Here is a 20,977-nt window from a genome sequence, read left to right as displayed (position 1 = left end):
CGTTCGGGTACGGCCGTCCTGGCCTACCCGAACTGCCTGTCGCATCCCTGCGCCTGGCTCCTGGCACAACGTCTCCGCCTCAGCGCTGCGAATAGCCCGTTGCAGCAGCCGAGGCGCTGTGGCCTCAAACAATGTGCCCTCTGGAGCAATAAAAACGCTATCGCCTGAGCCATCGCGCCCTTTATAGCAGTAAAAATGTTATCTCCCGAACCATCACGCCCTTTCCAACAGCGGCACCAGACTGCGTTATCACCTAATGCTTAACTGGCATTACCGCGTTATCACCTAATACTTAACTGACAGGTATTACTGCGTAATGCCACGTTTTTGTGGGGCGCGTCCCTGCAAAATTTCGCTTATATCGCTATATGATGGCTCACCTGTGGTGCGTCATCGCCCTGATGATATTGCAGTACCGCTTGCTGAAGCTCGGCATCGGCGTGGGAAACACGCTGGTGCTGGCGCATATGCTCCTGCCATGACTCCACCATAAACCACTCCAGCAGCGCCGTCGGATCATCGGTTTGCTCCATCAATCCCCATGAATAGGCCCCATCGCGGCGACGGGATTGCGCCAACTTATGAATCGCACGTTTGAACGCTGCACGGTCTTCCTGCGGAACGCGGTAGCGAATCTGAATCAACACCGGCCCACGACGCACATCCACCTCTTCATGAACAACGGGGGCAGCCCAGTGCTGTGCCGGTTGCAGATCGGCCTCACCCGCAGGCAGCGCCAGACGTTTCAGCAGCAGGCCACTGAGCACCAGACCCGCGCCAGCAATCAGCAGTGTGGTCGCCAGACCCAGCTGTTGTGCGATTAAACCCCAGGCCAGGCTGCCACCTGCCAGTGTGCCGTTGAACACCATCAGATAGACCGCCAAACCACGACCGCGCACCCAATCCGGCAGTACCGCTTGTGCCACGCCATTCAAGGTGGTGAGCGCAATAATCCAGCCCACGCCCAATACCAGCATCAACAGCAGCGCCAGCCACTGCGGCGGGCTCATGGCCAGCGCCAGCATCACCAATGCGCTCAGTACCGCAGAGAGCAACATTAAGCCGTCGTTGCTTAGTTTGCTGCGCAGACGCGGCAGCAGCAGCGCACCGGCAATGGCACCGCCACCGACGGCACCCAGCAGCAGGCCATAGAATCCTGCCGTGCCGTGCAGCATGGTGCGTGCTACCAGCGGCAGTAACGCCCAGATGGCACTGGCAAAGGCAAAATACATCGCTGCACGCAGCAGCACACGGTGCAGTTCGCGGCTGGCTTTGACATAGCGCAGGCCAGCACGAAACGCGCCAAAGAAGTGCTCATTCAGCTCGGTCTTGGCTTTAGCGGGGCGCTTCCAATACAGCAGGGCCGCGATGACGAAAAAATAACTCGCGACATCGGCACCGTAGGCGGCCATAGCGCCTAAACTTGCCAGCAGCAAACCGCCCGTGGCTGGCCCAATGGCGCGGGCAATATTGATGCCTAGCGAGTTAAGCGCCACCGCGTTTTTCAGCTCATGACGCGGCACCAGTTCCGGCACAATCGCCTGCCATGCTGGGCCGAAGAGCGCTGCGCCGATACCGCCAACGAAGGTCAGGCCGATCAGCCACTCTACGGTGAGCCAGTTGTTATGTGACAGCACCAGTAACGTGCCGCTGACGCTCGCCATCAACACCTGTACGACAATCAACAGACGGCGGCGATCGACAATATCGGACAACACGCCCGCAGGCAGCGCCAGTAAAAATACCGGCAAGGTGGCGGCGGTTTGCATCAAGGCGACGGCGGTGGGGTTATCGGATAAACCGGTAACCAGCCAGGCGCTGGCGACATCGCGGATAAAGCTGCCGGTGTTGCCAAGGACTGAAGCGGTCCAGATCAGGGCGAATAGCCCGTAGCCGAAGGGAGAAAAGGCACCGCCGCGTGGCGCTGTTGGGTTTTGCTGGCTCATCATCATGTTCCTGTCAGTGTGCGATGTCTGCACCTTACGAGGCCCACGATGCGCTTGATAGCGGAAAAAATCGGTCAACTTGTCCAGGCTTTTTTGACAGCTGGACAGGACAAAAATCTTTGAACAAGTTGTCAAAATCTCTGCTTTAGGTTTTTCCGATAGCTCGATGTAGTTTGATTGGCAGACACAACATCACTCACTTAACGGAGCAAAAAACATGAGCACATTCAAAGCAAAAGACGGCGTTAACCTCTACTACAAAGATTGGGGCAAAGGTCAGCCAGTCCTGTTCAGCCACGGCTGGCCGCTGGATGCAGATATGTGGGAAAGCCAGCTGAATTTCCTGGCAGAACGAGGTTACCGTGCCATTGCTTTTGACCGTCGCGGCTTTGGTCGCTCAGAGCAGCCATGGGAAGGTTATGACTACGATACCTTCGCCGATGATATCCATGCGCTGATCGAACACTTGCAGTTGGACGACGTGACGCTGGTGGGCTTCTCAATGGGCGGCGGTGATGTTTCTCGCTATATCGGTCGCTACGGCACCGCGAAAGTGAAAGGGCTGGTGCTGTTGGGTGCGGTGACGCCAATCTTCGGCAAGACTGATGATCATCCTGAAGGGGTCGAAACAGCGGTGTTTGACGGTATTAAAGCCGGGCTGCGTAAGGATCGTGCGCAGTTTATCAAAGACTTTGCTGCGCCGTTCTATGGCACTAATGCCGGCCAGACGGTTTCTGATGGCGTAATGATCCAGACGCTGAATATTGCGCTGCTGGCCTCACTGAAAGGCACACTCGATTGTGTGACCGCGTTTTCTGAGACAGATTTCCGCGCTGATATCGCCAGGGTGGATGTGCCAACGCTGGTGATTCACGGCAGCAACGACCAGATCGTGCCGTTTGAAGCCACCGGCAAGCTGGTGCATGAAATGATCAAAGGCTCAGAGTTGAAAGTGTATGAGAACGGTCCACACGGTTTTGCGGTGACCCATCAGGATCAGCTGAACGAAGATTTGCTGGCGTTCTTGCAGGGGAACAAATAATCGCGACAGTAATGACCACCAATAAGAAAGGGCGCTGATGCGCCCTTTCTGTTGTTAATCCGCCAGCAAGTGCCCATACATTGACATTAACCGGCGCGTGACGCCATTGGTCCAGCCAAATCCATCCTGCAACGGATATTCACCGCCGCCACCCGGACGTGCACGATCACCGCTGATGTCATATTTCTCCACCAGCTTGTGATGCAGCGAATAGAAGTTCTTCACGGTGGTCAGCCAGTTAACGGCAATCTCTGTCGCCAGGGTTTCTTCACCGTAATGATTCAAGCCCACAATCGCCATCCATTGTAGCGGTGCCCAGCCATTGGGTTTGTCCCACTGTTCACCGCTTTCCACCATTGACGTCACCAGGCCGCCCTGTGTCAGCAACAGCTGGCGCAGCGCCACCGCTTGCAGATGCGCTTGCTCCGGGGTGGCAAGTCCAAGGAACAGCGGCACCACTGCGGCTGCCGTAAAGGCACCAAAGCGTTCGTCGCGCCAGTTGTAATCACGGTAAACGCCTGCGGTGTCATCCCACAGGTAACGATGAATCGCCTGCTTGCGCGTATCCGCTTTCTTCTGCCACGCCAGCGCTGTTAATTCTTCGCCTTTGGCATGCGACAGCGTAGAGATCATCAACTCCAGCTTGTACAGGAACGCATTCAGATCGACCGGAATAAACTGGGTGGTACGGATACTCGCCAGACGATGAGGATCGCGCAGCCAACGGGATGAATAATCCCAGCCGGAAGCGGCACCAGCACGCAAATCACGATACACCTCGTTGGCCGGGCGGCTGGATTTACTGGCGGTTTCCACATCTTCCATCCACGATTCATCACGCGGTGTGTCGCGGTCATCCCAGTAGCGATTGAGCAGCGAACCATCCGGCATGCGTACCACATGGCGATAAGCCTGATGTGGCATTAGCTCTCCCGCGCCGTCCATCCAGAACTGATACTCTTTCATCAACTGGTCGAGGTAGCGTTTGGCACCACGAATACCATCTTCTTCAAACAGCTCAACCATTAACGCAAACACTGGCGGTTGCGAGCGGCTAAGGTAATAGGTACGGTTGCCGTTGGGCACATGGCCGTAATTATCGATCAGCCACGCGAAGTTATCTGCCATATCGCGCAGCAGATCGTCACGCCCGGCGTCCGCGAGGCCGAGCATGCTGAAGTAAGAGTCCCAATAATAGGTCTCACCAAAACGCCCGCCTGGAACCACATAAGGTTTCGGCAGTGGCAGCAGCGATGAATGCGGTAAATGTTGCTGTGGCATTTTGGTTAACACGGGCCACAGCTCGTCAATATGTTCCGTCAGGGTTTTATCCGGATTGGAAACATAAAAACTCTCATTCACCTGCGGCAAATAAAAATGGTCATGCACGAATTTTTCAAGGTCAAATTCAGCCGTGCGTTTACGACGACGATAGCGGATTAATATATCCAGCGGATCGAATTTTGGCGCGCAGTCCGGGAAGGTTTTCCCGTCGGGAAATATGCGCGACATTTGCACATGCTCGAACAGTTCCATATAGCGATCGGCAGGCGTAAGGGCGTCCGACGCGGGCAGACCTTCAATCAGCTCCGGCTCTGGCTCTGAGTCCTGCATCCCTTCGCGTACGAATTCGTGAGGATCGTATTGATACCCCAGATCAGCATGGGCTTCGTGTTCCCCGAAAGCTTGACGTTGCTGGTGGTTAGTATTAATAGCGGCCTCCTGAAATTGCCTGGTTGCTCAAAGGACAAATTATAGAGCTTTGAATAGCGCAGACAACAATGCGAAATATCTATGAACGTAATAAATATTGTCGATTGATCGGGTGTTTTAATGATTTTTCAGTGATTACAACGAGCTATATTTCAGGAAATGAAAACGTCATTTGAAATGGTGGTTTAAATGACTGCACAGAATTATCTGTAAATAAGAAAATCGCCAAGGTTGGGCTTAAAAACCGCCATTCTGATTGATCATTTGGTGGCATACGAGACGGGAATCAGGCCAGCAGATGCTGGCCTGAAGTGCGATTATTTCGCTAACGTCGCTTTAATCACTTCAGCAAATGGCGTGGTCGGGCGACCAATCAACTGACTGAGTGAGCGGCTGTCATCAAACAATCCACCTTTGGCGGCACCGGCATCGGAATCCGCCAATAGCTCTGCTAATGCATCTGGCAAACCGGCGCCTTTCAATGCCGCTTCGAACTCAGCGGGTGGCAGGTTGATGTAATCCACTTGCTCACCAGACTGCTTAGCAATCTCGGCGCTGAATTCGGCCAGCGTATAGCTCTCATCGCCAGCGAGTTCGTACACTTTACCCGCCTGATCGTCACGGCTGATCACTTCTGCTGCTGCAGCAGCATAATCCACGCGGGCTGCCGACGAGATGCGGCCTTCACCCACCGAGCCAATAAAGGCGTGGTGCGCCAGCGCTGGTGCGATGCTGGCAGCGTAGTTTTCGGTGTACCAGCCGTTGCGCAGCAGGGCAAACGGAATACCTGAGGCCTTTAACATCGCTTCCGTGGCACGGTGCTCGACGCCCAAACCTAGCGTTGTGGTATCCGCATGCAGCAGGCTGGTGTAAGCGATAAATTTCACGCCCGCCGCTTTCGCTGCATCAATCACCGCCTGGTGCTGCGCTTCACGCTGACCGACTTCGCTGGAGGAGATCAGCAGCAGTTTGTCGACGCCGCTGAACGCGCTTTTCAGCGTGTCTGGCTTGCTGTAATCGGCTGCGCGTAGCGTCACGCCCAGCGCTTTGAGATCCTCTGCTTTCTCAGGTGAACGCACTGCCGCAATCACTTCGTTGGCAGGCACTTTTTTCAGTAACTCATTAATCACCAGACGGCCCAGTTGGCCAGTGGCACCTGTAATCGCAATCATGATGTTCTCCTTCAGTTTGAGCTGGTATGAAAACAGCCTAAGGGATAAACTAACTTTTAGTAAGTACTTACAGATTTGTTAGTTTGAAGAGGGCAGCATAAATGTCTGAAAAGCTGAGTAATAAATTTATCCGTGGCGAGCTGCTCAATGTGAATTGCCCCTCACGCGACGTGCTCAAGCGCATCACCAGTCGCTGGAGCGTACTGGTATTATTAGCGCTGCGCGAAGAAACGCTGCGTTTTAGTGAGCTGCGCCGCAAGATAGGTGGCGTCAGTGAACGCATGCTGGCGCAAACGCTGCGCTATATGGAAGACGATGGCTTTATCGAACGTATTGCCTATGAAGTGGTGCCGCCGCATGTGGAATATCGCCTGACGCCGCTAGGTCACGAAGTGGAAGGCCATGTGATTGGCCTGGCCGACTGGCTGGAGAGCAATGTGCACCGTATTGTGAAGGAGAACACAGAGGCGTAACACTCGCTCATGCTTGCCGGTCAGATAAAAGGCAACCCTACGGCGAAAGCGCAGGGTTGTTGTAGGGTACGCATTCACCGCATCATTAAGCGTGCAGATACTTCTCAAACCACCCCAATGTCCGGCTCCATGCCAGTTCGGCTGCTGCTTTGTCGTAGCGTGGTGTCGAATCGTTGTGGAACCCATGATTCACGCCAGGATAGATATAAGCTTCATAGGTTTTATGGTTGGCCTTCAGCGCCTCTTCATAGGCAGGCCAGCCTTCGTTGATGCCTTTGTCTAAAGCGGCATAATGCAGCAGTAGCGGGGCGTTGATGCGGGGTACATCTTCAGCTTTAGGCTGGCGACCATAAAAGGGTACCGCACAGGCTAACTCAGGGAATGCCACCGCAGCGGCGTTTGCCACGCCGCCGCCATAACAGAACCCGGTAATGCCGACTTTGCCGGTGCCTTCTTCGTGATGCATCAGAAAATCGACAGCGGCGAAGAAGTCGTTCATCAATTTTGTCGGATCGACTTTGGCCTGCATGGCCTTGCCCTCTTCATCGTTTCCCGGATACCCGCCCAGTGAACTCAGGCCATCAGGTGCCAGCGCGATATACCCCGCTTTTGCCACGCGGCGTGCCACGTCTTCAATATAAGGATTCAACCCGCGATTCTCATGCACCACCACTACTGCCCCCACTTTGCCTGTGGCATTGGCGGGGCGCACCAGATAGCCACGCACTTCACCATGCCCTTGTGGGGAGGGATAGTGAATATATTCGGGTTTGATGCTGGGGTCGGTGAACTCAACTTGCTGGGCGAGCGCATAGTTGGGGCTCATGGCAGTCAGTAAGGCGGCACCGGTCATCCCGGCAATAGTGAACTTGGCGGCCAACGTAATGAACTCACGTTTGCTGATCTTGCCGTGCGCATAGTAATCGTATAACTCAAGCAGTTCTTGGGGAAAATCTTGTGCGGTAAGACGGGTCATAACCTCTCCTTCGCTGATTAACCGTTTGCTTTGCCGCTTTAAAAAAGCACAGTCTGTTAATGCTTGCAAACCCTATGCCGCAAACCGTTAACGCGCAGAGGTGTTAGAGGGTTATTTTCTTGCTTCGACAATATATTCTTTCTTTTTAAATGGCTTATCTTTTATTTAACAGTGAGTTCCATGATGGGGTAATTACGATTTTTTTGTGGGTTTAGAGAGGTGCTAAATATCCTGATTGCGCTGTGTATTTAGCGATAATTAATCAATGGCGTTATCTGGTAATTCAGTCAGCAACCGCTACTATTAATAACATTATTGTCACAATGAATGAAGGTGTTTAACCTTAACTCTTTTATTTTAAACAGGTTGTTTGTGCATCGGAAAATGATCCACATCAAGCACTGTTATAGTTTAAATGACTCCCACTGTTTATTTTCGTTCACAGCGCTTCCTTTTACATTAATGCGACATTTCATTCGGGTTCGTGAACGTTATTGCGACCATCTGTTTGTTAATTATAAGTAAAAATTCGATGCAATTCGTGGCAATGAGGTAAGCAATGTTTGGATTAGATGCCTTTCATCTGGCAAGGATACAGTTCGCCTTCACTGTGTCTTTCCATATTATCTTCCCAGCGATTACCATCGGTCTCGCCAGTTTCCTGGCGGTGCTCGAGGGGATGTGGCTAAAAACCCGTAACGAGACCTATCGCGATCTCTATCACTTCTGGTCCAAAGCCTTTGCTGTCAATTTCGGCATGGGCGTGGTTTCCGGGCTGGTGATGGCCTATCAGTTTGGTACCAACTGGAGCGGTTTCTCACAGTTTGCCGGCAGTATTACCGGGCCGCTGCTCACTTATGAAGTGTTGACCGCCTTCTTCCTCGAAGCGGGTTTCCTCGGAGTGATGCTGTTTGGCTGGAACCGTGTAGGCCCTGGCCTGCACTTCTTCGCCACCTGCATGGTGGCACTTGGCACTATCTTCTCAACCTTCTGGATTCTGGCTTCCAACAGCTGGATGCACACCCCGCAGGGTTACCTAATCGAAAATGGCGTGGTGGTCCCGCAGGACTGGCTGAAAATTATCTTCAACCCATCATTCCCGTTCCGCTTACTGCATATGTCCACTGGCGCCTTCCTCGCCAGCGCTTTCTTTGTTGGTGCTTCTGCCGCCTGGCATCTGCTGCGCAGTAATGACAATCCTGCGGTGCGTAAGATGTTCTCTATGGCGCTGTGGATGGCACTCATCGTCTCGCCGATACAGGCTTTCCTCGGGGATGCGCATGGCCTGAACACCCTGGAATATCAGCCAGCCAAAATTGCGGCGATTGAAGGGCACTGGGAAAACAAACCGGGTGAGCCCACGCCGCTGATCCTGTTTGGCGTGCCGGATATGGAGCAGGAGCGCACCAAATATGCCTTGGAGATACCTTACCTCGGCAGCCTGATTTTAACGCACAGTCTGGAAAAGCAGATTCCGGCGTTGAAAACCTTCCCGAAAGAGGATCGCCCAAACTCCACCGTTATCTTCTGGTCGTTCCGCGTGATGGTGGCGCTGGGCCTGCTGATGATTGGCATGGGCGTAATCAGTCTATGGCTACGCGTGAAGAAACGTTTGTATCACTCGCGACCCTTCCTGTGGTTCTGCCTGCTGATGGGGCCGTCTGGACTGATTGCGATTCTTGCAGGCTGGATTACCACTGAAATGGGACGTCAACCCTGGGTGGTCTATGGCGTACAGCGGACGATTGATGCGGTTTCCGCGCATGGCAGTTTGCATATGAGCATCAGTCTGCTGGCGTTCATCCTGGTTTACTGCTCAGTGTTCGGCGTCGGTTATCACTACATGATGCGCCTGATTAAAGAAGGCCCGGTGACGGGGGAAGGGAAGGAGGTCGCGCACGGTGGACCGGGCGAACACCACACTCCGGCACGTCCGCTGTCGGCGGCCAATACCCATAAGCGCGGGGAGCACTAATCATGGTCGACTTTTCTATTATCTGGTTTGCCATCATTGTGTTTGGCACCCTGATGTACATCGTGATGGATGGCTTTGACCTTGGCATCGGCCTGCTACTGCCGTTCAACAAAGATCCGGTCGAGCGCGATATGATGGTGAACACCGTTGCACCGGTGTGGGATGGTAACGAAACCTGGCTGGTACTCGGGGGCGCGGCGTTGTATGGCGCATTCCCGCTAGCGTATTCCGTGTTGTTAGATGCGCTATCAATCCCGCTGACGGCGATGCTGATTGGCCTGATTTTCCGGGGCGTGGCGTTTGAGTTCCGCTTCAAGGCGACTGAGGAGCATCGTCCGTTTTGGGATAAGTCGTTCATTGCCGGATCGCTATTGGCAACCTTCAGCCAGGGTGTCGCGGTGGGGGCCATCCTCAATGGTTTTCCGGTTTCAGGTCGCGAGTACGTCGGGTCATCCATGAGCTGGCTGTCACCGTTCCCGCTGTTTTGCGGCGTGGGCCTGGTGATTGCCTATGCGCTGCTGGGCTGTACCTGGCTGATCATGAAAACGGAGCATGAACTGCACCGCAAGATGTCGGCGCTGGCCACGCCGCTAACGCTGACGCTGCTGCTGGTGGTAGGGATGATCAGTATCTGGACACCATTGACGCATGCAGATATCGCGCAGCGCTGGTTCTCGCGTCCTAACCTGTTCTGGTTTATGCCAGTTCCGGTGCTGGTGCTGCTGTGTTCGTGGGGGATCGTGCGAGCGATAAAACGTGAAGCGCATTACTCACCGTTTCTTCTGACGCTGGCGCTGATTTTCCTCGGCTTCTCCGGTCTGGGCATCAGCATCTGGCCGAATATCATTCCGCCGTCGATCACCATCTGGCAGGCCGCGTCTCCGGCCAGCAGTCAGGCGTTTATGTTGGTGGGTGGTTTACTGATAATCCCGGTGATTCTGGGGTACACCTTCTGGAGTTACTACGTGTTCCGCGGAAAAATCAAAGCCGACGAGGGGTACCATTGATATGCCAATCGAAGTCAGCAAGATGAAAGATACGGTAACCCCGTCTCCATGGTGGAAGAGGGTGATGTGGCTGGTGATCATCTATGGCGCAAGTGTGTTGGCACTCGGTGTGGTGGCATCACTGTTTCGTATGATGATGAACGCAGCAGGCATGCATACGCACTGAGTGTGCGGAGTAACAAGTTTCGCAACAGTGTGCGCCCCGTTACAAAATTCGAGCGAAGGTCGCTGGCAATGGCGACCTTATTCACACTATTGCAGCGTGAAAATTGACCTGAAAACGTTAGTAACCTAAGCAATTAATGCTTTTCCCGCCTCGCTGACTTTACTCTTCCTTACGTTAGTAATACGTTTTTGTTATATTTATGTGACTAATCGCGCAAATTCATTACCTTCACATTCATCACTCGATTAAAAAATCATGCTCAGCCTGAATCTTAAAAAACAGTACATCAACGATCTGGTGGACTGGATAGAGGCGAATCTGACCGACGAGCTTAATATCGATCTGATTACCCTGAAATCTGGTTACTCCAAGTGGCACATGCAACGCATGTTCAAAGAGATGACCGGCCAGACGCTGGCGTCTTATACGCGTAAACGGCGGTTGACCCTGTCCGCGATGGCGCTTCGCTTGACTAGTATGCCGCTCATCGATATTGCGGTGCGCTTTGGTTTCGATAATCAGCAGAATTTCACCCGAGTATTCAAAAGCCACTTCTCCATGACGCCTGGCGCCTATCGTCGCATCCCGGAGATGCTGATGAAGGATTTCCACAGCCGTATCTCCACGCAGCGTTCCTGGGTTAACGCGCGACTGGCCGAGAAGCCGGAGTTGCAGTTATGCGGTGAAGTCATCGAGTGGGAATGCCGCTTTGGCGAATATATCGATCACCACAACGAAGTTGTAGCGCAACATACGCGCGATTTTATCGCCTTTGCGGGTAAGCATGTTAGCCGTGGCTGGCTGGGATTCCAGTTTAGTCCGGGCGTCAACTCTGCCGACCAGCAGCACATCAGCTTGTTCCAGGCTCTGGAAAGCCAGTATGCCGATGTTCTGCCGCGCAACGTGCAGAACTGGACCGGTGAAAGCGGTTTATATGCGGAGATTGACTGGCATGGTACGCCGGAAGAGATCAACGCTTTCACGGCTGAGATTTACTATAACCATCTTCCTGCCTTGGGCGTGGCGCGCCGTCCAGGCAAAGACCTGCTCAAACTGGACCTGAAATACAGCACCCCGGATCTACTACAGGGTACTTTTTATATTCCGGTCTCAACCTGCTAATGCATAATTCGTGCGGTTAACTGTGACTAACCGCACGATTTTATAAAATATTCGCCATAACTGGCGTAAAATCCTCCATCGAAACCTGATTGGCCGCGTAAAACACCAGCCGCCTCACATCAGGCTGGATAATCACCTGCATTCCTGGTCCATTCCGGGCCTTAAAAGTGAAAAGAAAAAATTATGCGACTTCTACCGTTGTTCTTATCGACAGCGCTTGTAGCGTTTTCCTCGCTGGCAAGTGCACAGATGGCTGAGCCATTCACACCGCCAGGCGGGCTGCATCCGCATCAGCAACATTGCCAGCAGCATGAAATTGTTGGTGATAATCCACTGCCGCAGCACTCTCAGGATGACAATAGTTTCGTTAACTGCACCAACCATCAAGCCTGATTTCTACCCGCTTTAAGCACCGTACTTCGCTCCCACGCCGCACACTTTGTTGCGGCGCGATTGATCGCGCCTATCTGAAGCAATGATGTAACTGACTTGTGCGCAAGACATTGCGCCGCTACGTCGCGCTCGCTCAGACTCATCTCCAGCCACTTCTCCCAATAGCATTTTTCGGCATTGCGCTTAAGATATATCATAACTATTCTACGCACGTCAGATGAGAATGATTTTCGATAACGTTTGATTCATGCGCGGACTTCTGACGTCCGGTACGGGGCAAAATTATGGATAAACAATCAGCATTGGCCGGCAGTGCGCTGGCAAACTCTTATCACTCAATTTCATTGGCAGCAGCGCGGGTGGTGATCAATGCCGCATTCGAGGCTGCCGCTGAGTTCGGCTGGCATATCAGTGTGGCAGTGGTGGATCGTGCGGGCGAAGTCGTGAGTCTGGATCGCAGCGACAAGGCCATCGGCATCAGTCCCACCGTTGCATTGGGTAAGGCGCGTACTGCGGCATTGCTGCGCGCGCCATCGAAGGAGTTTGAGACCTTCATTAATGCAGGCAGCCCCAGTTTTCTTGCCACGCCCGGCGTGACGCCACTGGAAGGCGGTATTCCACTCTGGCTGAACGGCGAAGTCGTGGGAGCAGTCGGCGTGAGTGGGGCGCATGGTGCCAACGACTCACAGGTTGCGGAATTGGCTGCTGAAGCACTGGCGGTAATGTAGTTTTGATCACTGGACAACAAATTGCGGTGGACGGCGGCATTATGCTGGGCTGATCCACAGGAGATGACACTTGCGAACTACCACTAACGAGCGCGCGCCGAAGCGTGTACGCAATGAACTGCGTTTTCGTCACATCACCGTGGCGAATAAAACCTTAATCGCTGGCGCTTTCTGGCGTATCGAATTTACGGGCAGCGATCTGGCTGGGTTTAATTCACCGTCATTTGACGATCACATCAAAGTATTTTTCCCGGAGCAGGCAGGCAGTGCCTTGGCTTTGCCACAGATGACGGAAGAAGGGATCGTCTGGCCGGGCGGCGTACGCCCAGCCGCACGTGATTACACCCCGCTGGCGTTCAACGGCACCGATTCTCTGACGCTCGACTTCTATATCCATGATGGCGGCGTTGCCAGCAGTTGGGCCAATGATGCCAAGCCGGGCGACCAAATCGCGATGGGTGGGCCGCGTGGTTCGTGCGTCGTTCCCGTTGATTATGCTTGCCAGATTTACGTGTGTGACGAAACCGGGCTGCCCGCTTTCAAGCGCCGTTACGCGGAGATGCAGGCACAGCAGATCCATCTGCTGGCGTATGCTGATGAAAGCACCGGACCTGATTACCTGGGTGATTTACCCCATGTCCAGGTGACATGGCTGGGTAGCGGCACGATGCAGGCTGATAATCTTGGCCCGCTGATTGCGCAGTTAGATAAGATTTCACTGCCGGTTGAAGAGTATTTTATCTGGCTGACCGGTGAAGGTGAGGCAGTCAAACTGCTGAGCGACTACTTTACTCAGCGTCGTGGTGCTGATACTGACTTTGTGCGCGCCGTTGCCTACTGGCATCAGAAATAACTGACTTCACTGCCCCTGCTGCCGCCTGTGTTGAATTTTGCCAAGCGGCAGACTACTATCAATCCCCCTTAATTGACCTCAGGGAAGGCAATGAAACAGCAGCGGGATTTTCCATGGCAGTCCGATAATGCACAGCGGGCAATGTGTGCAGGCGCACGAAAAAAGCGTCGGGAAAGGATGCTGGATGCCAGTGATATTCGTCTGTTGATGTTGCACTTTTTGGCGAACGGATCTGCACACGGTTATGAGTTGATTAAGTCGGTTGAAGAGCTGTCAAAGGGCGAGTACTCCCCAAGCCCCGGTATTATCTATCCCAACCTCACACTGTTAGAAGAGATGGACGCGATTCGCGTCGTGGACGCCCATGCATCGCGTAAGGCGTATGCGCTGAACGAGGGCGGCAAAGCATTGCTGGCGGAGAATGGCGACAATATTACTATTATTATTGAGCGCCTGACATCGTTAGCCATTCTGGTGAATAACCGCAGTATTCCCGAAGTAGAACAGGCGATTCATCATATTCGGCATACGTTAAATCATCGTCTTTCGCAGCAGGATATTTCTCCTGAAGCGCTGGAAATTGTCATCAATGCTTTGAATGAAGCAACGAAGAAAATCGCCAACAGTTGATGCTCGCAGGCGCTAACGTTTTCATTTTCTGTTAAGGCGCAACCTGATAAGTGAAACCCTTGACCTAGCGCGCTTTAACGAAACAATCCTTAGGGTTTCTTTTTATCGACGTGGCCTAACTCACGGTCTGGCCAGCAGAAATCACGCACGCGCTGCTTCAGTGCCGCCGCATCCGGGAATCCTCCTTCCTGTTTGCGCTCCCAAATCACCTCGCCATCAATACTGATTTCAAACACGCCACCGGTGCCGGGTTTCAGTGTTACTGCGCTTAAATCTTCGGCAAAGGTATGCAGTAATTCTTGTGCCATCCAGGCAGAACGCAGAAGCCAGTTGCACTGGGTGCAGTAGTAAATGGTCACAGCCGGTTTTTGCGACATCGAGAGGCCTCTTCTTAATTGTTGATTATAAACAAGTTAACAAAATGTGCTGTCTAAAATACATCTTAGTGTAAAGATTATTGATAATGATTACCAATTGCATTACATTTCTGGCGAAATTATTTATTACATAAAATAAGTCCACATTTTTTACGGTTTATTAACGCGTTACGCGTTTTTTTTGGTAGCAATTCAGTGAGCGAATACTAACAATTAACCAGGTATTTCGCGCATGTCTTCACTCTTTCAGGGAATGGCCCAGCAACGCCTTTTCAAAGTTGCCATTTTGTCTTCCGCTATTCATGCCGCTTGCAGCTATGCCGCCAGCGATGACACGACACTTGCTGTTTCCTCAGAGAAATCTACATACAGCGAACCCTCTTTGACCGTTACCGCACCTAAGCAGCAGGCGGGAAACAAAACCACCATCACAGCCAGTGAATTGCAGAGACGTGGCGCGAATGATTTTGGTTCGATCATGCGTTATGAACCTTTGATCAGTGCTACCGGTTCGAGCGGTGGATCATCCTCAGGTAAAAGTGGTTTCGACCGTGCTGGGTATACCGGTTACAACATCCGTGGCTTAGAAAGCAACCGCGTGGGCATGGATATTGATGGGATTCCGATCCCTGATGCCACGGGGCGTCCGTATGTGAGTCGTACCGGTAATAACACCTTCGGTATTGGCCGTGATTACATCGATCCCTACATGTTTGGTAGCGTTGATATCGAGAAGGGAGCGACAGCGGTCGATCAACCTAACACCTCGATTGGTGGTAACGTCTCGTTCCACAACAAGACCCCAGACGACTATCTCAGCAGCGAAAAGAATACTTACTTTGGTTATGAGAGCGGCTATAACTCTTCAGACCGTAGTTGGCACAACGGCATCACCGCGGCAGCGGGCGATGATGAGCTGCGCGGCCTGTTCGTTTACAGCCGCCGTGATGGTCAGGAAACCGAAAATAACAGCGGCGTCATTGATGCCTATCCGGCAAACTGGCATTCCGATGCCTTTATGACTTCTGGTATTTGGCAGCCCAACGATCAGCATAAGCTGAGCGCGACCTTCGACTACTACCACAAAACCAACCACAGTCACTACGACACTTGGGATACCAGCGGTAACACCGTTTGGGGCACTGCACAGCAGCAGAGTGACACGCGCCGCTGGGGCATTAACCTGGCGGATGAGTGGACGCCTTACAACCAATTCATTGATACCCTGACGACGCGAGTTTACTGGCAGCAGACCCAGGCGCATGACAACACTTACTATCCAACCAGTGCTACTGCATATGGCACGGTTTACTCTGATTACAACGTCGATACCTATGGGTTCGATACTCGTGCGACCAAAAACGTTGGCCGACATGAGTTGAGTGCGGGCTTCAATGCGCGTTTGGATGACAGTGAACGTCCATTCCGCCAATACCCAACGCCTAGCACATATACCGCGATCACTAAGCCGCAATCTGATAGCCGCACTTATGCTGTCGCCGGTTACCTACAAGATAAGATTAATTTCGACCTTGATAGCCACAACTTTGCCGTTATTCCCGGCGTGCGCGTTATGTACCAGAGCACGAAGCCGAAAAATCTCAACAGTTTGACGGCTAACAGTACCGTGCTGACTGAAGATCAGGTTGAGGCGCTGTATGGTAAAACCAATTCCGATACCCAGGTGCTGCCATCGCTGACTTTCCAGTATGATCTGACGCCAGCGCTGACCACCTATCTGCAGTACAAGCGTGGTGTTGAGTTCCCAACCACCAGCCAGTTGTATGGCTCGTGGAACTTGGGCGCCAACTATATTCCTGGCGCACAGTATGCCTTGATTGGTAATCAGGACCTGAAAACCGAAACCAGTAACAACTTCGAGTGGGGTCTGAAAGGACAACCTACTGAAGGCATTACTATCAATACTTCAGCGTTCTATAACACCTATAAAAACTTCATTGCATATACGCGTTATCGCCGTGCAGCGAATCCAGAGAAATTCGTCAATGTGCCAAGCAACATCGCGACGACTTATCAGGCTGAGAACCGCGATAAGGCCTACATTTATGGTGCTGAGATTTCGACCAAAGTTAACTACGGCACTTGGTTCCCGGAAGTGGACGGTCTGAGCAGTACCTTTGCCTTGGGTTACAACCAAGGCAAATCCAAATCGAGTTATCTCGGAGACCGTTACATCGATCTGGAGAGCGTAGCGCCAATGAAGGCGATTGTGGGCGTGGCATGGGATGACAAAGCCCGTGGTTACGGTGCAGCGCTGACGGCTACCTTCGTGAAAGGCAAGAAGGCGACCGCTACTAACCGTGAATCCTATACCAACACCGGCACCGCGATTACGGATTCAACCGATGATTACATGCGCGTACCGGGTTACGGCATGGTGGATGCTACGGCTTACTGGCAGGTCACTAAAAACGTCAAGCTGAGCGGCGGCATTTATAACATCACTGACCGTAAGTATTGGGATTACCTGAGCAGCCGCGAACTGAGCAGCGATACCGCTCAAGATCGCAACGACATCAATCTGGCTGTAATGCCAGGCCGCACCTTCCAGCTCGGTGTGAACGTCGACTTCTAATCACTTTTTCGCCCTGCGTTCGCGCAGGGCCTTTTCATGGAGCAAGAGCAATGAACCCACGTTACGATCACTATCTGGCGCTGAAAGGCGAGCATCCGAAAAAGTATGCACGCGATCTGGCGGCCCTGATGGGCATTGGCGAAGCGCAGCTGTGTGAAGCGCGCGTCGGCCAAGATGCACAATCTTTGAAAGCGGATTTCCCGGCGCTGCTGAAGGCTCTGGAAACCGTCGGTGAAACCAAAAGCATCACCCGCAACGAATATGCCGTGCATGAGCAGGTCGGCAAATATGAAAACCTGCACCTCGGCGAACATGCCGGACTGATCCTTAACCCGCGTGCGCTCGATCAGCGTCTGTTCCCGGCACAGTGGCACAGCGCCTTCTTCCTACGTGAGCAGACAGCACGCGGCGAGCGCCAAAGTATTCAGATTTTTGATCGCCACGCTGATGCGGTACTGAAAATTTACACCACCGATAATACCGATATGGCGGCATGGGATGCGCTGATCGCTGAGTTCACTGTCGAAGCCGCTGCGGCACTGGATCCACAGCCTGCCGCCGCGCCAGAACACAGCCACACCATTGATGCCAGCAAAGTGGAAGCCGAATGGCGTGCCATCACCGATGTGCATCAGTTCTTTGGCTTACTGAAGCGCCACAATATTTCACGCCAGCAGGCTTTCCATGCCGTACCAGACGATCTGGCGCGCCAAGTCAGCAATGATTCGCTGGCTCAACTGCTGGAGCAGGCGCAGCAGGATGGCAACGAAATCATGATCTTCATCGGCAACCGTGGTTGCACGCAGATCTTCACCGGTGCGGTAGAGAAGCTGATGCCGATGGACAACTGGGTCAACATCTTCAACCCGACCTTTACGCTGCATCTGATGGCGGATCACATTGCGGAGAGCTGGGTTACGCGCAAACCCAGTGGTGATGGCTTTGTTACCAGCCTCGAACTATTTGCCGCCGACGGCACGCAAATTGCGCAGCTGTACGGTCAGCGCAGCGAAGGGACGCCAGAGCAGGCACGCTGGCGTGAGCAGGTCACCGCGCTGGGAGCGACAGCATGAAACGTTTGACGCTATTACTACTGGGTGCTTTGGCGCTGCCAACGTTTGCCGCTGAACGGGTGATCTCGATCGGTGGTGATGTCACACAAATTATCTATGCACTGGATGCACAGGCCGATCTGGTGGCGCGCGACAGCACCAGCCAGCATCCGGCGCAGGCCAACAAATTGCCGGATATCGGTTATATGCGCCAGTTGAATGCCGAGGGCATTCTGGCGATGAAGCCGACGCTGGTGCTCACCAGCGAGTTGGCGAAACCGTCACTGGTGCTGCAGCAGGTGGAAAGCGCGGGTGTCAAAGTGGTCGATGTCACCGGCAAAACCAGCCTTGACGCCATCCCAGAAAAAATCGCGACCATCGGTAAAGCGCTGCATCGTGACAATGAAGCCAAGGCGCTGATCGAGAAAGTGAACAAGCAGCGTGCGCAGATTCCACAGCAGCCGTTGCCGGTAAAAGTGCTGTTTATCATGGCGCACGGGGGCATGAGTACGCAGGCGGCAGGCACGCAAACTGGTGCAGATGCGGCGATTCGCAGTGCCGGTCTGGTGAATGCCATGGCCGCAATTCCTCACTATCAGCAGCTCTCGCAGGAAGGTGTGGTTGCCGCCGCACCGGATCTGGTGGTGGTGGGGCAAGATGGCCTACGTACCTTGGGCGGTGAAGATAAAATATGGTCGCTGCCGGGACTGGCACTGACGCCTGCGGGTCAGCACCATGCCTTGCTGGTGGTGGATGAGATGGCGATGCTGGGCTTTGGCCTCGATACGCCGGAAACCATCGTTAAGCTGCGTCGTGCCGCTGAAGCGGTAAAACATGACTAATGCGGCACTGATGCGCTGGCTGTTCGTGATGTCCATCAGCATGGTGATTTGCATGCTGATGGCCGCCAATTTCGGCGCTATGCCGCTCTCGATGCAGACGTTGTTCCATGCACCGCTCAGCGATATGGCGTGGCAGATCTGGCTCAATATCCGTCTGCCACGCGTGTTGCTGGCGGTGCTGCTCGGTATGGCGCTGGCGGTCTCGGGTGCGGTGATGCAGGGCTTGTTCCGTAACCCACTGGCCGATCCGGGCTTGCTGGGGATCAGCAGCGGTGCAGGGCTGGCGGTGGCGCTCTCGATCATCATCCCGATGAGTTTGCCACCGCTGCTGGCACTCTGGTTGCCCTCGATTGCGGCATTTATCGGCAGCCTGATCGTCACGCTGTTGATCTTTAGTTTCAGTCGTCTGGCGTTGGGGAATTTATCGCGCTTGCTGTTGATAGGTATCGCCATTAACGCCCTGTGCGGTGCGGCTGTCGGCGTACTTTCCTGGCTCAGCAGCGATCAGCAACTGCGTCAGCTGGCGCTGTGGGGCATGGGCAGTTTGAGCGCGGCACAATGGCCGAGTCTGGCAGTATGTGCTGTACTGATCCTTCCCACGCTGATTGTCATCCAGACCCGCGCGCGTCGTCTTAACCTGCTGCAACTCGGTGAAGAAGATGCGCACTACATGGGCATTGATGTGAAACGTACCCAGCGCGAATTGTTAGTGCTGAGCGCGCTGCTGGTGGGCACGGCGGTGTCAGTGAGCGGCATCATTGGCTTTGTGGGTCTGGTGGTGCCGCATGTGATGCGATTCTGTGTCGGCAGCGATCATCGTTGGATGTTGCCGGGCTCGGCGCTGGCGGGGGCCATTCTGCTGCTGCTGGCGGATACGCTGGCACGCACGGTGGTGATCCCAGCGGAGATGCCGGTGGGATTGTTAACCAGCTTACTCGGTGGTCCATGGTTTCTCTGGCTGATTCTGCGCCAGCAAAGGGGGATAAATGAGTGATTCAATGCAGGCTCGCGGCCTGCGCTTTAGCCACGGCGCGCGTGCGTTGATTGATGATGTCTCCATCACCTTACAACCGGGTGAGATGATTGCCCTCATCGGCCCTAACGGCGCGGGAAAATCGACCTTGCTGCGCTTGTTAACTGGATTTCTGACGCCGGAAGCCGGTGAATGCTGGCTTGGCGATCGCCCACTGAATGATTGGCCGCGTGAGCCGCTGGCACAACGTCGCGCAGTCATGCGCCAGCAAAACAGCGTGACCTTCCCGCTGCCTGCCGAAGAGGTGGTGGCGATGGGGCGTGCGCCTTGGCCTGCCAGCAAATCCAAAGCGGTGATTGAAGAGGTGATGCACATCACCGGCAGTCTGGAGTTGGCGAAACGCGATTACCGTTCGCTTTCTGGCGGGGAACAGCAGCGCGTGCAGTTGGCGCGTGTATTAGCACAGTTGTGGCATGACGATGGTCCGCGCGGCTGGCTGTTTCTCGATGAACCGACTTCGGCACTCGATCTTTATTGGCAGCAGTACAGTTTGCGATTGCTGCATAAACTGACGCGCAACGGTCGCTTTAGCGTCTGCACCGTGCTGCACGACCTCAATCTGGCGTCGCTGTGGTCCGATCGCATTCTGCTCCTGCATCAGGGCAAGCTGGTGGCACAGGGTTCACCGCAAGAGGTGATGACGGAGAGCACGCTGACGCACTGGTATCAGGCCGAGCTGCACGTCGTGATGCCGCAAGAGCAGGGCAGGCCGCAGATTCAGCTGCGGGCGTAACAGTATTGCCAGGTGCGCATAAAGGTACAACCGGGCACATGGGTAACAGATCAGACCGACCACATAGGTAACACTTTTGTGGTCAGTCGATTCGGATAATACGTTTTTCTGCCCGGTCATAATACGCCAGTATCATCCTGTCGAAGAG

At 53.7% G+C, this 20,977-nt stretch carries 20 protein-coding genes; 15 read left to right on the top strand and 5 right to left on the bottom strand.

Annotated features, from left to right (window positions below; genetic code table 11):
• Positions 1-356: 356 nt before the first annotated feature.
• On the bottom strand, positions 357-1,946 hold the full coding sequence (locus F3J38_RS27460; protein ID WP_167144469.1) for an MFS transporter: 1,590 nt from the start codon (positions 1,944-1,946) through the stop codon (positions 357-359).
• A 217-nt stretch (positions 1,947-2,163) separates the two neighbouring features.
• Between F3J38_RS27460 and F3J38_RS27455 the strand changes: the two genes are divergently transcribed.
• Positions 2,164-2,988, top strand: a complete 825-nt coding sequence (locus F3J38_RS27455) for an alpha/beta fold hydrolase (protein ID WP_167144467.1) — start codon at positions 2,164-2,166, stop codon at positions 2,986-2,988.
• 54 nt (positions 2,989-3,042) lie between these two features.
• Here the strand turns inward: F3J38_RS27455 and treF are convergent, their stop codons facing one another.
• The gene (gene treF / locus F3J38_RS27450; protein ID WP_167144471.1) at positions 3,043-4,701 is read right to left on the bottom strand and encodes an alpha,alpha-trehalase TreF; all 1,659 of its coding nucleotides are present in this window, start codon (positions 4,699-4,701) and stop codon (positions 3,043-3,045) included.
• Between the two features lie 317 nt (positions 4,702-5,018).
• A complete protein-coding gene (locus tag F3J38_RS27445) occupies positions 5,019-5,873 on the bottom strand; it encodes an SDR family oxidoreductase (protein WP_167144465.1) in 855 nt (284 codons plus the stop codon).
• 101 nt (positions 5,874-5,974) lie between these two features.
• Here F3J38_RS27445 and F3J38_RS27440 point away from each other — a divergent pair, with 101 nt between their 5' ends.
• The gene (locus F3J38_RS27440) at positions 5,975-6,346 is read left to right on the top strand and encodes a winged helix-turn-helix transcriptional regulator (RefSeq protein ID WP_167144463.1); all 372 of its coding nucleotides are present in this window, start codon (positions 5,975-5,977) and stop codon (positions 6,344-6,346) included.
• A gap of 85 nt (positions 6,347-6,431) precedes the next feature.
• Here F3J38_RS27440 and yghX read toward each other — a convergent pair whose 3' ends face one another.
• Positions 6,432-7,322, bottom strand: a complete 891-nt coding sequence (gene yghX, locus F3J38_RS27435; protein ID WP_167144461.1) for a YghX family hydrolase — start codon at positions 7,320-7,322, stop codon at positions 6,432-6,434.
• 559 nt (positions 7,323-7,881) lie between these two features.
• Between yghX and F3J38_RS27430 the strand changes: the two genes are divergently transcribed.
• The 8 genes from F3J38_RS27430 (at position 7,882) to F3J38_RS27395 (ending at position 14,196) form a co-directional block, all read left to right on the top strand.
• Positions 7,882-9,297: a cytochrome ubiquinol oxidase subunit I gene (locus tag F3J38_RS27430; RefSeq protein WP_167144460.1), complete on the top strand. Its 1,416-nt coding sequence runs from the start codon at positions 7,882-7,884 to the stop codon at positions 9,295-9,297.
• Positions 9,298-9,299: 2 nt separating this feature from the next.
• On the top strand, positions 9,300-10,304 hold the full coding sequence (cydB, locus tag F3J38_RS27425; RefSeq protein WP_167144458.1) for a cytochrome d ubiquinol oxidase subunit II: 1,005 nt from the start codon (positions 9,300-9,302) through the stop codon (positions 10,302-10,304).
• Between the two features lies 1 nt (position 10,305).
• Positions 10,306-10,470, top strand: coding sequence for a DUF2474 domain-containing protein (locus tag F3J38_RS27420; RefSeq protein ID WP_167144456.1), 165 nt, complete (start codon positions 10,306-10,308; stop codon positions 10,468-10,470).
• 255 nt (positions 10,471-10,725) lie between these two features.
• Positions 10,726-11,592, top strand: a complete 867-nt coding sequence (locus tag F3J38_RS27415; RefSeq protein WP_167144454.1) for a helix-turn-helix domain-containing protein — start codon at positions 10,726-10,728, stop codon at positions 11,590-11,592.
• 249 nt (positions 11,593-11,841) lie between these two features.
• The gene (locus F3J38_RS27410) at positions 11,842-11,985 is read left to right on the top strand and encodes a hypothetical protein (protein WP_240156089.1); all 144 of its coding nucleotides are present in this window, start codon (positions 11,842-11,844) and stop codon (positions 11,983-11,985) included.
• Positions 11,986-12,269: 284 nt separating this feature from the next.
• A complete protein-coding gene (locus tag F3J38_RS27405; protein ID WP_167144451.1) occupies positions 12,270-12,713 on the top strand; it encodes a GlcG/HbpS family heme-binding protein in 444 nt (147 codons plus the stop codon).
• Between the two features lie 70 nt (positions 12,714-12,783).
• On the top strand, positions 12,784-13,566 hold the full coding sequence (locus F3J38_RS27400; protein WP_167144449.1) for a siderophore-interacting protein: 783 nt from the start codon (positions 12,784-12,786) through the stop codon (positions 13,564-13,566).
• A gap of 90 nt (positions 13,567-13,656) precedes the next feature.
• Positions 13,657-14,196 (top strand): PadR family transcriptional regulator, encoded by a 540-nt coding sequence (locus F3J38_RS27395; protein ID WP_167144447.1) that lies wholly within the window; start codon positions 13,657-13,659, stop codon positions 14,194-14,196.
• Between the two features lie 89 nt (positions 14,197-14,285).
• On the opposite strand, the gene F3J38_RS27390 is transcribed toward F3J38_RS27395, so the two are convergent.
• Complete coding sequence (locus tag F3J38_RS27390) at positions 14,286-14,573, bottom strand: Rdx family protein (RefSeq protein WP_167144445.1); 288 nt, start codon at positions 14,571-14,573, stop codon at positions 14,286-14,288.
• A gap of 232 nt (positions 14,574-14,805) precedes the next feature.
• Here F3J38_RS27390 and F3J38_RS27385 point away from each other — a divergent pair, with 232 nt between their 5' ends.
• The 5 genes from F3J38_RS27385 to F3J38_RS27365 are packed head-to-tail and all read left to right on the top strand — an operon-like array spanning position 14,806 to position 20,829.
• Entirely contained in the window at positions 14,806-17,169 is a 2,364-nt protein-coding gene (locus F3J38_RS27385) for a TonB-dependent receptor domain-containing protein (protein WP_167144443.1), read from the top strand.
• 50 nt (positions 17,170-17,219) lie between these two features.
• On the top strand, positions 17,220-18,242 hold the full coding sequence (locus F3J38_RS27380) for a hemin-degrading factor (RefSeq protein WP_167144441.1): 1,023 nt from the start codon (positions 17,220-17,222) through the stop codon (positions 18,240-18,242).
• Positions 18,239-19,063, top strand: a complete 825-nt coding sequence (locus tag F3J38_RS27375; RefSeq protein ID WP_167144439.1) for a heme/hemin ABC transporter substrate-binding protein — start codon at positions 18,239-18,241, stop codon at positions 19,061-19,063. Before F3J38_RS27380 ends, F3J38_RS27375 begins: the two co-directional genes overlap by 4 nt.
• On the top strand, positions 19,056-20,057 hold the full coding sequence (locus F3J38_RS27370) for a FecCD family ABC transporter permease (protein WP_167144437.1): 1,002 nt from the start codon (positions 19,056-19,058) through the stop codon (positions 20,055-20,057). The genes F3J38_RS27375 and F3J38_RS27370 overlap by 8 nt, the downstream gene beginning before the upstream one ends.
• A complete protein-coding gene (locus F3J38_RS27365; protein ID WP_167144435.1) occupies positions 20,050-20,829 on the top strand; it encodes a heme ABC transporter ATP-binding protein in 780 nt (259 codons plus the stop codon). Before F3J38_RS27370 ends, F3J38_RS27365 begins: the two co-directional genes overlap by 8 nt.
• Positions 20,830-20,977: the final 148 nt, after the last annotated feature.

Source organism: Candidatus Pantoea formicae, assembly GCF_011752625.1.
In the GTDB taxonomy this organism is placed as follows: domain Bacteria; phylum Pseudomonadota; class Gammaproteobacteria; order Enterobacterales; family Enterobacteriaceae; genus Pantoea; species Pantoea formicae.
Note: the sequence above shows the minus strand (reverse complement) of the source record. Positions and strands in the feature narration are given on the sequence as shown.

Bases quoted from the DNA above. Each gene is read 5' to 3' on its own strand.
- F3J38_RS27395 (WP_167144447.1), top strand. From the start codon at position 13,657: ATGAAACAGCAGCGGGATTTTCCATGGCAGTCCGATAATGCACAGCGG.
- F3J38_RS27410 (WP_240156089.1), top strand. From the start codon at position 11,842: ATGGCTGAGCCATTCACACCGCCAGGCGGGCTGCATCCGCATCAGCAA.
- F3J38_RS27370 (WP_167144437.1), top strand. From the start codon at position 19,056: ATGACTAATGCGGCACTGATGCGCTGGCTGTTCGTGATGTCCATCAGC.
- cydB (WP_167144458.1), top strand. From the start codon at position 9,300: ATGGTCGACTTTTCTATTATCTGGTTTGCCATCATTGTGTTTGGCACC.
- F3J38_RS27455 (WP_167144467.1), top strand. From the start codon at position 2,164: ATGAGCACATTCAAAGCAAAAGACGGCGTTAACCTCTACTACAAAGAT.
- F3J38_RS27405 (WP_167144451.1), top strand. From the start codon at position 12,270: ATGGATAAACAATCAGCATTGGCCGGCAGTGCGCTGGCAAACTCTTAT.
- F3J38_RS27375 (WP_167144439.1), top strand. From the start codon at position 18,239: ATGAAACGTTTGACGCTATTACTACTGGGTGCTTTGGCGCTGCCAACG.
- F3J38_RS27365 (WP_167144435.1), top strand. From the start codon at position 20,050: ATGAGTGATTCAATGCAGGCTCGCGGCCTGCGCTTTAGCCACGGCGCG.
- F3J38_RS27460 (WP_167144469.1), bottom strand. From the start codon at position 1,946: ATGAGCCAGCAAAACCCAACAGCGCCACGCGGCGGTGCCTTTTCTCCC.
- F3J38_RS27420 (WP_167144456.1), top strand. From the start codon at position 10,306: ATGCCAATCGAAGTCAGCAAGATGAAAGATACGGTAACCCCGTCTCCA.
- yghX (WP_167144461.1), bottom strand. From the start codon at position 7,322: ATGACCCGTCTTACCGCACAAGATTTTCCCCAAGAACTGCTTGAGTTA.
- F3J38_RS27440 (WP_167144463.1), top strand. From the start codon at position 5,975: ATGTCTGAAAAGCTGAGTAATAAATTTATCCGTGGCGAGCTGCTCAAT.
- F3J38_RS27385 (WP_167144443.1), top strand. From the start codon at position 14,806: ATGTCTTCACTCTTTCAGGGAATGGCCCAGCAACGCCTTTTCAAAGTT.
- F3J38_RS27445 (WP_167144465.1), bottom strand. From the start codon at position 5,873: ATGATTGCGATTACAGGTGCCACTGGCCAACTGGGCCGTCTGGTGATT.
- F3J38_RS27415 (WP_167144454.1), top strand. From the start codon at position 10,726: ATGCTCAGCCTGAATCTTAAAAAACAGTACATCAACGATCTGGTGGAC.
- F3J38_RS27390 (WP_167144445.1), bottom strand. From the start codon at position 14,573: ATGTCGCAAAAACCGGCTGTGACCATTTACTACTGCACCCAGTGCAAC.
- F3J38_RS27380 (WP_167144441.1), top strand. From the start codon at position 17,220: ATGAACCCACGTTACGATCACTATCTGGCGCTGAAAGGCGAGCATCCG.
- F3J38_RS27430 (WP_167144460.1), top strand. From the start codon at position 7,882: ATGTTTGGATTAGATGCCTTTCATCTGGCAAGGATACAGTTCGCCTTC.